Here is a 13,377-nt window from a genome sequence, read left to right as displayed (position 1 = left end):
TGTCTTATAAATAAAAAAGGCGACCGAAGTCGCCTTTTTGGATCAAACACTCATCTCAACTTATTTGGAGATGTGAGCGATCAGGTCCAGTACTTTGTTAGAGTAGCCGGTTTCGTTGTCGTACCAGGATACCAGTTTAACGAAGTTGTCGTTCAGTGCGATACCTGCTTTAGCATCGAACACAGAAGTGCACACTTCGCCGTTGAAATCGGTAGATACAACGTCGTCTTCGGTGTAACCCAGAACGCCTTTCATTGGGCCTTCGGAAGCAGCTTTGATTGCTTTCTTAATTTCTTCATAAGAAGCAGCTTTTTCCAGACGAACGGTCAGGTCAACAACGGATACGTTAGGAGTTGGAACGCGGAACGCCATACCAGTCAGTTTGCCATTCAGTTCTGGCAGTACTTTACCTACAGCTTTAGCCGCACCGGTAGAGGATGGGATGATGTTCTGAGCCGCGCCACGGCCGCCGCGCCAGTCTTTGTGAGACGGGCCATCAACGGTTTTCTGAGTAGCGGTGGTTGCGTGAACGGTGGTCATCAGACCTTCGATGATGCCGAAGTTGTCGTTGATAACTTTAGCCAGCGGTGCCAGGCAGTTGGTGGTGCAGGATGCGTTGGAAACGATGTCCTGGCCAGCGTAAGTTTCGAAGTTTGCACCACGAACGAACATTGGGGTGTTGTCTTTGGAAGGACCCGTCAGAACAACTTTCTTCGCACCCGCAGTGATGTGTTTACGTGCAGTTTCGTCGGTCAGGAAGATACCGGTTGCTTCAGCAACAACGTCAACACCAATTTCGTTCCATTTCAGGTTAGCTGGGTCTTTCTCAGCAGTAACGCGGATGGTTTTGCCATTTACAACCAGGTGGCCGTCTTTCACTTCAACGGTGCCGTCGAAACGACCGTGAGTTGAGTCGTACTTCAGCATGTACGCCATGTATTCAGCGTCCAGGAGATCGTTGATACCAACGATTTCGATGTCAGAACGTTTCTGAGCAGCACGGAAAACAATACGGCCGATACGGCCAAAACCGTTGATACCTACTTTGATAGTCATATATTCCACCAGCTATTTGTTAGTGAATAAAAGGTTGCCTGTAAAATTACAAAAACCTTACGCAGCGTCAAGCGGAATCGTGTCAATCATTGCGACAAATCAATCCTGTGACTAACGTTTGTGCGACTGACTCGCCTCACTTTCCCTTTGAGCTTGCAACCACATGGGGGCTGCGCCCGGAATTTTAAAGTCCTCGCAGGATAAAAATGTGAATATGATCACAATTGCCTGACCGCCTTTTCGCGACACATAAGTTTAGATCAAAAGTGCACGCAAGGGTGTTAATGTTTTGTTAGAATGCGGGGTAAAAGATGTCTGTTTCTACAGCGAGATGTAAGCATATGTCGAACCAACGTAACCCCGACGATTTGAAAAAAAACCTCACAGAAATGCAGTTTTACGTGACGCAAAACCACGGGACGGAACCGCCGTTCACCGGGCGTTTACTGCACAACAAGCGAGACGGCGTCTACCACTGCCTGGTCTGTGATGCTCCGCTGTTCAATTCCCAAACGAAATTTGATTCGGGCTGCGGCTGGCCGAGCTTTTACGAGCCGGTGAGCGATGAGGCTATCCGCTATCTGACCGACTCGTCGCACGGTATGGTGCGCACGGAAATTCGCTGCGGCAACTGCGATGCGCACCTTGGACACGTCTTCCCGGATGGCCCTCAGCCGACGGGCGAGCGTTTCTGCGTGAATTCAGCCTCAATGAGCTTCACTGACGACGAAAACGGCGACCAGATCAAGGGTTGAAAAAACGATTCAGCAAATTATTCCTTTAAAAGGGCGGGATTGTGAATATTGAAGACATGATTAGCGGTATGACGCCGGAGATTTATCAGCGTCTGGTCACCGCCGTAGAGCTGGGAAAATGGCCCGATGGCGTCGCGCTGACCCCGGAGCAAAAAGAGAACAGCCTGCAGCTGGTGATGCTGTGGCAGGCGCGCAACAACACCGACGCGCAGCACATGACGATCGACACCCATGGTCAAATGGTGATGAAGAGCAAGCGTGAGCTGAAAGAGGACTTTGGTATCACCCCGAAGCCGATTGCGACTTTCAAATAATGCTCTCATGTAGGCCGGGTAAGCGCTAGCGCCACCCGGCACGCTACACTTTAGTGCGGGATCCCGAGCGACGCCGCCAGCTGCTTCGCTAACTGGTTTTCGTCATCTGCGCCGTACTCCCAGAACATCGCCCCGGCGAGACCTTTCTCTTTGATGTAGTCCGCTTTGATCGCCACGGATCGCGGGTTCTCATACGAAATCGCAAACAGCGCGTTGCCATCGGCACCCTTCACCGAAAGCCACGGCACCTTTGCCTGGTCGTCCCAGTGTTCAGTAAAGCGTTTCTGCGGATCGTTCAGCAGCTTTTTGACGATATCGTTGTACTTCACGTAGGTATCTTTGGTCAGGTCATAGCCGAGCGACTTGAACAACCCGATCTCCTGCGGCACGAAGTAGGGCTGAGTGGCCGGATTTTTTTGCGCATCGGGTTTCGTCCAGTCAATGCCCGGCTCCACGGCGCGTTTCGGTACGCGGCCATAGAAACCAATCCCGAGATTCATCTGCTGTGGCTTCAGCCCGGCGGCCAGATAGTTGTTCACCACAAAATCGACGCTGTATTTGTCCGCGGCGGCCACCGTCGGCCAGGCGCTGGAGTCGTACAGGTTGGCGTTGAAATACTGCGTGCCGTACGCCATGTCGTAGGTCATCAGGTTGATGTAATCGAGCAGGGGCGCAATGGCTTTCACATCCACCCAGCTTTTCGGACTTTCCGCATTCGCGCCTACCGCAATGGTCACCAGCTTTTTATGCCCGAACGCGTCGCGCATCTCCTTCAGCAGGGCGGTAAAGTTTTCCCTGTCGGTGGGCTGGCTTGCCACCAGGCCCCAGGCGCCGTTGACCGGATACTCCCAGTCGAGGTCGATCCCGTCCAGACCATATTTTTCAACAATCTCCTGCGCGGAGCGGATGAACACTGCGCGGCTCTCTTGGGTTGCCGCTGCGCCAGAGAAACCACGCGCGCCCCAACCGCCGACGGAGAGCAGGACCTTAATATTTGGGTTTTGCTTACGCAGCGTGGGGATTAAGGCCAGATCGGACGCCACTTTTGGCGATAGCCAGATTTGATGCAGCTTCGCCGGATCTTTCAGCGCGGCGTTGGTTTCGTCTTTTTCGTCGTTATAGACCAGACCAAACGAGTAGTTCAGGTGGGTGATCTGGCGAACGTCCAGCTTATTGATATCGCCACCCGGTCCGGCGGTGACGTCGCCACCCCCGTTAAAGTAGCCCACGGACATCAGGGAACTGGCGGAGGCAACTGACGCGCAAAGCAAGGGTAAGGCTGCCAGCAAGGGCAAACGTTTCATACAAGTTCCTCTTTGACTTAATAAAAATAACCACGCCACGGAAAAGGCGTGGCGAAAAAACAGCCTGAAGAGAATAGCATTACCGCTTCGCTGAGGTTGCGAGGGAGTTCACTTTATGGGGATCGGAGGGGGAGTTTTGCCGGGTGGCGCTGACGCTTACCCGGCCTACAAAACCAAAGAAGTCGGCCGGGTAAGGCGCAGCCGCCACCCGGCTTAAAAGGCCTAAGCCTGGGTTTCCAGCCAGTCTTCGAGCGTATACAGCGTCGCGCCTTCCGCAGCCATATCCATAAACGCCTGAGCGCTGTCCTGCGGGTGAATGTTCACCCCGCGGCAGCCGTCGGTGATGACGCTGACGGTGTAGCCAAGCTGAAGCGCATCCAGCACGGTGAACTTCACGCAGTAGTCCGTTGCCAGCCCCAGTACAATCAGCTCGGTGATTTCATGGTGACGTAACCAGGCGTCCAGCGCCGTTTTCTGGCGATGCCCGTTATCAAAAAACGCGCTATAGCTGTCGATAGCCGGGTTTTCACCTTTATGGAACACCGCGTCGATGGCTTTCTGGTTCAGGAGCGGATGTAACTCCGCGCCTTCCGTTTGCTGTACGCAGTGATCCGGCCAGAAAGTTTGCGCCAGCCCGTCGAGTTCACCCTGGGTGAAGGGCTCAACATTGTGCTGGCTGGCAAAGCTGCCGTGATTTGCCGGGTGCCAGTCCTGGCTTGCGACAACTGCTTCACCACGGGCTTTGCACCAATCAATCAGCGTGTTGGCCACGTCAACGGTGCTGTCACCTTCGGCGACGGCCAGCGCACCGCCCGCGCAGAAATCATTTTGCAAATCGACCAGGAGCAGGGCGCGTTGCTTCATGAGACCTCCTTATTCGTCAGGCGTCAGTTCGCCGCGCAGGTTTTGCATCATCGCGCTGCGAATGGACTGAATGTCCAGATCCTGACTCAGTAAATAGTGAAGTTTAGTCAGCGTTGCCTCAACGGTCATATCGAAGCCGCTGATCACCCCCGCATGCGCCAGCGCGTTGCCGGTGGCATAGCCGCCCATATTGACTTTACCGGACATACACTGGGTCAGGTTTACCACCACAATTCCGCGCTCGCTGGCCTCCTGAAGCTCTTTCAGGAATTCACCGTTCTGCGGGGCGTTACCCACGCCGTAGGAGCGCAGGATCAGCGCCTTCACCGGCTGGCGCAGGAAGTTACGCACCACGTCCGCAGAGATACCCGGATAAATGGTCACCACGCCAATCGGTTGTGGAGTAATCGGATGCACAATCAGCTCGCCCGCGGTGTTTGGCGCAGGCGGCGTGCCCAGACGACGGATATGAATCCCGGCCTCCAGCAGCGGCTGCAGGTTGGGTGAGGCGAAGGCGTCAAAGCCGTCGGCGTGGGCTTTGGTGGTGCGGTTACCGCGATACAGACGGTTGTTAAAGAACAACGACACTTCGTTAATCGGGTAATTCGCCGCCACGTAAAGGGAGTTCAGCAGGTTGATCTGCCCGTCAGAGCGCAGCTCCGCCAGCGGAATTTGCGATCCGGTGACGATAACCGGCTTGCTCAGGTTCTCCAGCATGAAGGAGAGCGCCGAGGCGGTAAATGCCATGGTGTCGGTACCGTGCAGGATCACGAAGCCGTCGTACTGGTCGTAATGGGCTTTAATATCATCCGCGATGTGCTGCCAGTCTTCCGGCGTCATGTCGGAGGAGTCCATCAGCGGCTCGTATTCGTGGATGGTGAAGTCAGGCATTTCCGGACGGTGGAATTCGGGCATCAGCGCAAGCTGACGCTGCAGGTGGCCGGAGACGGGGATATAGCCGTTTTCAGAGCGCTGCATACCGATGGTACCGCCAGTGTAGGCTACATAAATCGATTTCTTCTGCATGGTAGTGAGTTCTTGTTCTTCAAAAGAAAAAAATCCCCTCTTCGTAGGAAGAGGGGACGGTTTTTAACGGACGTTCGCGCAGGTCAGGCAAAACGCGTAACGACTCTGTGGATCGTTAAAGGCCGCAAGCTTATCGCTTTCTGCCTTCATCGCTTTTGCCGCCGTGGCGACCGGCGCAGGCAGATAAGCCTGCAGCGCCTCCGGCAGCATGGCGCGTACCGAGCCGGACATGCTGTCCATGACCATATCGAAGAACGACGGTTCGTCCTGGTAATACTCGATATGCCACTGCTTCAGCTTCGCCAGTTCGGCGGCTTTCTTCACCGCGTCATCGAAGTCGCCCAGGCTGTCCACCAGTCCGTTGCTCTTCGCATCCTGACCGGTCCAGACGTGGCCCTGCGCAATCTGGTCGATCTGCTCAGGCGTCTTTTTGCGCGAGTCGGCGACCAGGGTGATAAAGCGTTTATAGCCGTTCTCAATGCTGAGCTGCATCATCTCAGAGACTTCCGGCGGCAGGGATTTGGTCACCGCGACATCCGCGAGCGGAGAGGTCGCTACGCCGTCAGTATGCACGCCCAGAAAATCCAGGCTGTTCTCTACGGTGTTGATCACCCCGAAGATGCCAATCGAGCCGGTGAGCGTGCTTGGGTTCGCCACGATGTAGTTGGCTGGCGTGGAGATCCAGTACCCCCCGGAGGCGGCCATTCCGCCCATTGAGACGACGACAGGCTTACCGGCGGCGCGGGCCGCGGCCAGTTCAGCGCGGATCACTTCGGAGGCGCTGACGCTACCGCCAGGGCTGTTGACCCGCAGGACAATCGCCTTCACTTTCGGATCCAGGCGCGCATCGCGGATTTGTGACGCGGTGGTATCGCCGCCCACGTTCCCCGGGGTCTCCTGACCGTCCATGATCGCACCGTTAGCAAAGACCACCGCGACGCTGTCCCCGTTCTCATCCGGTTTCTTCGTCGAGTAATCATACATGCTGATGGCGCTGTAATTTTTGTCCTCTTTGCTCCAGCCAAACTGTTTGCTCAGGGATTTTTCAATCTCGGCGCTGGTGCCCAGGGCATCAACCAGTTTGTTATCGAGCGCGTATTTCGCGGTATCGCCGTCAACCTTGCGCAGGCCTTCGAGCACGCCCTGCGCGCCAGGGAACACCTGCTCAGGCGTAATCTGACGGTTAGCGGCAACGGTGCCGAGATAGTTCTGCCACAGCTCGCCAATCCAGCGGCTGTCCGCTTCGCGGGCGGCAGGTGACATATCGTCGCGGATAAACGGCTCCACGGCGGATTTGTACGTGCCGACGCGGAAGACGTGGGTGGTAACCTTCAGCTTATCGAGCAGCGATTTATAGTACAGGCCGTTGGTGGCAAAGCCGTGCAGATCGACCGTACCCTGCGGGGAGAGCCAGATTTTATTGGCGAAGCTCGCCAGATAATATTGTCCCTGGCTGTAGCTGTCGCCCACGGCAATGACCGGCTTGCCGCTGTCGCGGAATTCGCGCAGCGCTTTACCGATGTACTGCATAGACGGCTGATCGCCGCCGGCAAAATCTTTCAGATCCAGCACGATGCCGGTGATGTTGCGGTCATCTTTCGCCTGACGGATGGCATCGACGATATCGAACAGGGAGTTTTCCTGCAGGCGGTCGGACGTGGCGCCAAACAGCTGGCGGCCGATCACCCCCAGACGGTTGCTGGCTGACGGTTTATCAACGATGACGCCGGTAATATCGAGTAACAGGGCCCCGCGAGTCGAATGCTGCGCCTGATTTGCGTTGCTGATGTGCATCCAGATGCCCGCGCAAACCAGAACCAGGAAGATGAAGAAGATGTTCATCACCAGGTTGCGGACGAAGTTGAGCAGTCGCCACGTCCATTTAAAGAAACCGGCAATAATTCGCCAAAGGGTTCGCATGTATTCTCCCTAACCAGAAAATGACTGTTTCCGTCGCCACTGGACGGTAATGTTGGGTTATCGTAATGACCCAACCGCCACTTGTCAGCAGGAATCGCCTGCCAGGCTGTAACAAAATCTGCCGTCGTGTTAATTTTGTGAGTAAATTTCAAGAAAGGAGTTAACCAATGGACGCACTCGAACTGCTTGTTAACCGCCGTAGCGCTTCCCGTCTGGCCGAACCTGCCCCGGCAGGCGAGCAGCTGGAGAACATTCTGCGTGCCGGCATGCGTGCCCCCGATCATGGCACGCTGCAGCCGTGGCACTTCTTTGTGATTGAAGGCGAAGGCCGCGATCGTTTCAGTAAACTGCTGGAGCAGGGGGCGGTGGCCGCAGGGCAGGATGAGAAAGGAATCGAGAAGGCGCGTAATGCCCCGTTCCGCGCCCCGATGATCATCACTGTCGTGGCAAAATGTCAGGTGGATCATAAAGTCCCGGTCTGGGAACAGGAAATGTCTGCGGGCTGTGCGGTGATGGCGATGCAGATGGCCGCCGTCGCGCAAGGCTTTAACGGTATCTGGCGCACCGGTGCGCTGACCGAAAGCCCGGCGGTCCGGGACGGTTTTGGCTGCGGTGAGCATGACAAAATTGTCGGTTTCCTCTATCTCGGTACTCCGCAGCTTAAAGCCTCCAGCACCATCAGCGTGCCGGACACCACGCCTTTCGTCAGCCGTTTCTGATAGCGCGCGCTAAACTGTCTGGATTCTGAGCATCTGCCGCAGAATTCAGACAGTCATACTTACCTCTTTATGGAATGAGCGCTACCATAGCGCGATTGAGATGACAGGAGACGTCCATGAGCGAGCAAACCATTCGTTTAACGCAGTACAGCCACGGAGCCGGTTGCGGTTGTAAAATTTCCCCGAAAGTGCTGGAGACCATCCTGCACAGCGAACAGGCGAAGTTTGTCGACCCGAACCTGCTTGTCGGCAACGAAACGCGTGACGATGCAGCGGTTTATGACCTGGGTAACGGCACCAGCATTATCAGCACCACCGACTTCTTTATGCCGATTGTCGACAACCCGTTCGATTTCGGGCGTATTGCGGCCACTAACGCCATCAGCGATATCTTCGCCATGGGCGGCAAACCGATTATGGCGATCGCTATTCTGGGCTGGCCGATCAACACCATCCCGCCGGAAGTAGCCCGTGAAGTGATTGATGGCGGCCGTTTCGCCTGCCAGCAGGCGGGGATTGCGCTGGCCGGTGGTCACTCTATCGATGCGCCGGAGCCTATCTTCGGCCTGGCCGTTACCGGCGTGGTCCCGACCGAGCGCGTGAAGCGCAACAGCACCGCGCAGGCGGGCTGCAAGCTGTTCCTCACCAAGCCGCTGGGCATTGGTGTGCTGACCACCGCCGAGAAAAAATCCCTGCTGAAGCCTGAGCACATAGGGCTGGCAACCGAAGTCATGTGCCAGATGAACCTCGCGGGTGCGGCGTTCGCCAATATCGACGGCGTGAAGGCGATGACCGACGTGACCGGTTTTGGTCTGCTGGGGCACCTCTCCGAAGTGTGTCAGGGCGCGGGCGTGCAGGCGCAGGTCTGGTATCAGGACGTGCCGAAGCTACCGGGCGTGGAAGAGTATATTGCTCAGGGCGCGGTCCCGGGCGGTACCCAGCGTAACTTCGCCAGCTATGGTCACCTGATGGGCGAAATGCCAGAAGAATGGCGCAACCTGCTGTGCGATCCGCAAACCTCCGGCGGCCTGCTGCTGGCGGTCACGCCGGAATCCGAAGCCGAGGTTCAGGCCACGGCCGCCGAGTTCGGCATTACCCTGACGGCGATCGGCGAGCTGGTGACCGCGCGCGGTGGCCGACCGATGATTGAGATCCGTTAATTCGATGCGGTTGTTTATTGCCGAAAAGCCGAGCCTGGCCCGTGCCATTGCCGATGTGCTGCCCAAGCCGCATCGCAAAGGCGACGGCTTTATCGAATGCGGTAACGGGCAGGTGGTCACCTGGTGTATCGGTCACCTGCTTGAGCAGGCGCAGCCGGATGTCTATGACAGCCGCTACGCCCGCTGGAATTTAAACGATCTGCCCATCGTGCCGGAAAAATGGCGACTGCAGCCCCGACCTTCGGTGACCAAACAGCTCAACGTGATCAAGCGCTTCCTGCATGAAGCCGATGAAATCGTGCACGCGGGTGACCCGGACAGGGAAGGACAGCTGCTGGTGGATGAGGTGCTGGACTATCTTGAACTGGCGCCGGAAAAGCGCCAGCAGGTGCAGCGCTGCCTGATCAACGACCTCAACCCGCAGGCGGTGGAGCGTGCGATCTCGCGCCTGCGCGCCAACAGCGAATTTATTCCGCTGTGCGTCTCGGCGCTGGCCCGCGCGCGCGCGGACTGGCTGTACGGCATCAACATGACCCGCGCCTACACCATCCTCGGGCGCAACGCGGGCTATCAGGGCGTGCTCTCCGTGGGGCGCGTGCAGACGCCGGTGCTGGGGCTGGTCGTGCGTCGTGATGAAGAGATTGAGAACTTCGTCGCCAAAGATTTCTTTGAAGTGAAAGCGCATATCGTCACGCCTAAAGACGAACGCTTTACCGCCGTCTGGCAGCCGAGCGATGCCTGCGAGTCATATCAGGATGAAGAGGGGCGTTTGCTGCACCGTCCGCTGGCGGATCATGTGGTTAACCGCATTACCGGACAGCCCGCTATCGTCACCAGCTATAACGATAAACGGGAATCAGAACCCGCGCCGCTGCCGTTCTCGCTGTCGGCCCTGCAGATTGAGGCCGCGAAACGCTTTGGCCTCAGCGCGCAGAACGTGCTGGATATCTGCCAGAAGCTCTATGAAACCCATAAGCTGATCACCTATCCGCGTTCGGATAGCCGCTACCTGCCGGAAGAGCATTTTGCCGGTCGTCATTCGGTGATGAACGCCATTAGCGTGCACGCGCCGGATCTGCTGCCGCAGCCGGTGGTGAACCCGGACACCCATAACCGCTGCTGGGACGACAAAAAGGTGGACGCCCACCACGCGATTATCCCGACGGCGCGCGCCAGCAGCGTCAACCTGACCGACAACGAAGCAAAGGTCTATAACCTGATCGCCCGCCAGTACCTGATGCAGTTCTGTCCGGACGCGGTGTTCCGCAAATGCGTGATCGAACTGGAAATCGCGAAAGGGAAATTCATTGCGAAAGCCCGTTTCCTCGCAGAAGCAGGCTGGCGCACGCTGCTGGGGAATAAAGAGCGTGACGAGGAGAACGACGGCACGCCGCTGCCCGTCGTTGCCAAAGACGATGAGCTGCTGTGTGAAAAAGGGGAAGTGGTGGAACGTCAGACCCAGCCCCCGCGCCATTTCACCGATGCGACGCTGCTGTCCGCGATGACCGGCATCGCCCGGTTCGTGCAGGATAAAGATCTGAAGAAGATCCTGCGCGCCACCGACGGTCTGGGTACGGAGGCGACCCGCGCGGGGATCATCGAGCTGCTCTTTAAGCGCGGTTTTCTTGAGAAAAAGGGGCGCTATATCCATTCGACCGAGCCGGGCCGCGCGCTGATTCATTCCCTGCCGGAGCTGGCCGCCAGGCCGGACATGACCGCGCACTGGGAATCGGTGCTGACGCAGATCAGCGAGAAGCAGTGCCGCTATCAGGACTTTATGCAGCCGCTGGTGGGGACGCTTTACCAGCTGATCGATCAGGCGCGCAGCACGCCCGTGAAAACGTTCAGAGGGATGGTTGCACCCGGTGGTGGCGCGAAGAAACCGTTTAAAAAGAAAAAGAGCGCGGCCGCTTCTTAACCCGTAGGCCGGGTCAGGCGAAGCCGCCACCCGGCGAAAGACAGCTCTGCGGCCTGAAAAAAGCCCGGTGGCGGCTACGCCTTACCGGGCCTACAGGGCGAGAACGCCGCGAAAACTTAAATCACACCCTGCCCAATCATCGCATCCGCCACCTTCACGAACCCGGCGATATTCGCCCCGCGCACGTAGTTGGTTTGTGACGCTTCACCGCCATACTCCACGCAGGCGTGGTGAATATCCAGCATGATATGGTGCAGGCGCGCATCCACTTTCTCCGCCTTCCAGCCGAGACGCGCGGCGTTTTGCGCCATTTCGAGGCCGGAGGTTGCCACGCCGCCCGCGTTGGCGGCCTTGCCCGGTGCAAACAGCACGCCTGCCTCCAGGAACAGGTCCGTCGCGTCGATGGTGGTCGGCATGTTTGCCCCTTCGGCGACCGCTTTTACGCCGTTGCTAATCAACGTGCGCGCGGCTTCAGCATCCAGCTCGTTCTGCGTGGCGCACGGCAGGGCGATATCCACCGGCACGCCCCACGGCTGTTTACCTTCGAGGTAGGTCAGGCCAAACTCCCGGGCGTAATCCGCTACGCGTCCATCGCGGCTGGCTTTGATTTCACACAGGCGCGCCAGCTTCTCTGCCGTGAAGCCCGCTTCATCCACCACCGTTCCGCTGGAGTCAGAGGCGGTCACCACGCGAGCGCCAAACTGCATCGCTTTTTCAATCGCGTACTGCGCCACGTTACCGGAGCCGGAAACGGCTACGCGCATGCCTTCGAAGCCTAAGCCGTGACGCTTGAGCATGGCCTCTGTGAAGTATACCAGGCCGTACCCGGTCGCTTCCGGGCGGATCAGGCTCCCGCCAAACGACAGCCCTTTGCCGGTAAAGACGCAGGCGCTGTTGTTGGAAAGCTTTTTCATCATCCCGGCCATAAAGCCCACTTCACGTCCGCCCACGCCGATATCACCGGCAGGCACGTCGGTGTCCGGGCCGAGGTGACGGTAGAGTTCGGTCATCAGCGCCTGGCAGAAACGCATCACTTCACCTTCGCTTTTGCCTTTCGGGTCGAAATCGCTGCCGCCTTTTCCGCCGCCCATGGGCAGCGTGGTCAGTGCGTTTTTAAAGGTCTGCTCGAAGCCGAGGAATTTCAGAATCGACAAATTCACGGACGGATGGAAACGCATGCCGCCCTTAAACGGGCCGATGGCGGAGTTAAACTGGACGCGCCACGCGCGGTTAACCTGCACCTGATTGCGATCGTCCACCCAGGTCACGCGGAACTGGATCACGCGCTCTGGCTCGACCAGGCGTTCGAGCAACGACATCTGGCGATAGCGCGGGTTTTGTTCAAGGAAGGGCCACAGGGTGGTCATCACTTCACGCACGGCCTGGGCGAACTCGCTTTGGTGCGGGTCGCGCTGCTGAACATGGGCAAGGAAACTTTCCAGAGAGCGTGTCTGATCCATAGATATAAGAACCTCTTATAATAATGTTTGTATATGACTTATGCGTTTTGTGTTGTTTTTTTGACTATACCACCCGTACCGCTTTGTGTGGCAAGCAGAAATTCAGGACGAAAGGGAAATTAATGACAGGTGCTGCGTCATAACCAAAAGCGATGACGAGATAAATTAAAGGTTCCGCGCGGGTTTACCGTTATAGTCATTATCAAGGGAACAACAGGAAGATGTGTCTATGAACCGTTATGTACTTACCGCGTTATGTGCGATCTTTACCGCAGGCGCGCAGGCTGACCGCATTCGCCCGGATGTAGAAGTGAACGTGCCGCCGGAGGTGTTTAGCTCCAGCGGCCAGCGCGCGCAGCCGTGTAACCAGTGCTGCATCTACCAGGATCAAAACTATTCTGAAGGGGCCGTCGTGAAGGCGGAGGGCGTGCTGTTGCAGTGCCAGCGCGACGAGCGCGCCATCAGCACGAACCCGCTGGTCTGGCGTCGCGTAAAACAATAAACGCCTCCAGCAGGGGAATATCCGCGGGGGCTAAGGCGTAGCCAAACGCCTCTTCCGGCGTGCACCATGCCAGCGCGCTGTGGTAGTGCGCCGTGAGCGCACCGCTAAACGCAGGAACGTGCCAGGCGTGCAGGTTGATTAAGCGCTGCGAGACTACACGCTGGTGGCTTGCCACGTATTGCGCGGGCAGCGCTTCAATACCCAACTCTTCGCGCAGCTCGCGGATAAGCGCCTCGGGCTGGGTTTCACCCGCCTCGACTTTGCCGCCTGCAAATTCCCACATGCCCGGCTGGTCGGCGTGGGCAGGGCGCTGCGCCAGTAAAATTTTGTCGTCTTTTTCGATGATGGCGGCAACGACATCGAGTGTTTTCAGCATGGT

At 57.4% G+C, this 13,377-nt stretch carries 13 protein-coding genes; 6 read left to right on the top strand and 7 right to left on the bottom strand.

The genetic code is table 11. The annotated features are described in order from the left end of the window. Nucleotides 1-60: 60 nt before the first annotated feature. On the bottom strand, nucleotides 61-1,056 hold the full coding sequence (gene gapA / locus N6P30_RS10800; protein ID WP_006809136.1) for a glyceraldehyde-3-phosphate dehydrogenase: 996 nt from the start codon (nucleotides 1,054-1,056) through the stop codon (nucleotides 61-63). Nucleotides 1,057-1,397: 341 nt separating this feature from the next. Here gapA and msrB point away from each other — a divergent pair, with 341 nt between their 5' ends. Continuing rightward, the gene (gene msrB, locus N6P30_RS10795) at nucleotides 1,398-1,811 is read left to right on the top strand and encodes a peptide-methionine (R)-S-oxide reductase MsrB (protein ID WP_008500710.1); all 414 of its coding nucleotides are present in this window, start codon (nucleotides 1,398-1,400) and stop codon (nucleotides 1,809-1,811) included. Between the two features lie 41 nt (nucleotides 1,812-1,852). Continuing rightward, a complete protein-coding gene (locus N6P30_RS10790; RefSeq protein ID WP_021241050.1) occupies nucleotides 1,853-2,125 on the top strand; it encodes a YeaC family protein in 273 nt (90 codons plus the stop codon). 50 nt (nucleotides 2,126-2,175) lie between these two features. Here N6P30_RS10790 and N6P30_RS10785 read toward each other — a convergent pair whose 3' ends face one another. From N6P30_RS10785 to sppA, 4 genes are all read right to left on the bottom strand, one after another. Continuing rightward, a complete protein-coding gene (locus N6P30_RS10785) occupies nucleotides 2,176-3,429 on the bottom strand; it encodes a glycoside hydrolase family 18 protein (protein WP_023292700.1) in 1,254 nt (417 codons plus the stop codon). 222 nt (nucleotides 3,430-3,651) lie between these two features. Then, a complete protein-coding gene (gene pncA / locus N6P30_RS10780) occupies nucleotides 3,652-4,293 on the bottom strand; it encodes a bifunctional nicotinamidase/pyrazinamidase (RefSeq protein WP_021241052.1) in 642 nt (213 codons plus the stop codon). Nucleotides 4,294-4,302: 9 nt separating this feature from the next. Continuing rightward, a complete protein-coding gene (gene ansA, locus N6P30_RS10775; RefSeq protein ID WP_008500705.1) occupies nucleotides 4,303-5,319 on the bottom strand; it encodes an asparaginase in 1,017 nt (338 codons plus the stop codon). A gap of 63 nt (nucleotides 5,320-5,382) precedes the next feature. Continuing rightward, nucleotides 5,383-7,239, bottom strand: a complete 1,857-nt coding sequence (gene sppA / locus N6P30_RS10770; protein WP_023292699.1) for a signal peptide peptidase SppA — start codon at nucleotides 7,237-7,239, stop codon at nucleotides 5,383-5,385. A 167-nt stretch (nucleotides 7,240-7,406) separates the two neighbouring features. On the opposite strand from sppA, the gene N6P30_RS10765 reads away from it, so the two are divergent. The 3 genes from N6P30_RS10765 (at nucleotide 7,407) to N6P30_RS10755 (ending at nucleotide 11,036) form a co-directional block, all read left to right on the top strand. Next, a complete protein-coding gene (locus N6P30_RS10765; RefSeq protein ID WP_023292698.1) occupies nucleotides 7,407-7,958 on the top strand; it encodes an NAD(P)H nitroreductase in 552 nt (183 codons plus the stop codon). 116 nt (nucleotides 7,959-8,074) lie between these two features. Next, nucleotides 8,075-9,118, top strand: a complete 1,044-nt coding sequence (gene selD / locus N6P30_RS10760) for a selenide, water dikinase SelD (RefSeq protein ID WP_023292697.1) — start codon at nucleotides 8,075-8,077, stop codon at nucleotides 9,116-9,118. 4 nt (nucleotides 9,119-9,122) lie between these two features. Continuing rightward, nucleotides 9,123-11,036 (top strand): DNA topoisomerase III, encoded by a 1,914-nt coding sequence (locus N6P30_RS10755; protein WP_008500701.1) that lies wholly within the window; start codon nucleotides 9,123-9,125, stop codon nucleotides 11,034-11,036. Nucleotides 11,037-11,152: 116 nt separating this feature from the next. Here N6P30_RS10755 and gdhA read toward each other — a convergent pair whose 3' ends face one another. After that, nucleotides 11,153-12,496: an NADP-specific glutamate dehydrogenase gene (gene gdhA / locus N6P30_RS10750; protein ID WP_008500700.1), complete on the bottom strand. Its 1,344-nt coding sequence runs from the start codon at nucleotides 12,494-12,496 to the stop codon at nucleotides 11,153-11,155. Nucleotides 12,497-12,725: 229 nt separating this feature from the next. On the opposite strand from gdhA, the gene N6P30_RS10745 reads away from it, so the two are divergent. Beyond that, the gene (locus tag N6P30_RS10745; protein WP_008500699.1) at nucleotides 12,726-12,998 is read left to right on the top strand and encodes a YnjH family protein; all 273 of its coding nucleotides are present in this window, start codon (nucleotides 12,726-12,728) and stop codon (nucleotides 12,996-12,998) included. Here the strand turns inward: N6P30_RS10745 and N6P30_RS10740 are convergent. Continuing rightward, nucleotides 12,958-13,374, bottom strand: coding sequence for a pyrimidine (deoxy)nucleoside triphosphate diphosphatase (locus N6P30_RS10740; protein WP_023292696.1), 417 nt, complete (start codon nucleotides 13,372-13,374; stop codon nucleotides 12,958-12,960). The genes N6P30_RS10745 and N6P30_RS10740 overlap by 41 nt on opposite strands. Nucleotides 13,375-13,377: the final 3 nt, after the last annotated feature.

This window comes from Enterobacter sp. PL1, assembly GCF_945957325.1.
In the GTDB taxonomy this organism is placed as follows: domain Bacteria; phylum Pseudomonadota; class Gammaproteobacteria; order Enterobacterales; family Enterobacteriaceae; genus Enterobacter; species Enterobacter roggenkampii.
Note: the sequence above shows the minus strand (reverse complement) of the source record. Positions and strands in the feature narration are given on the sequence as shown.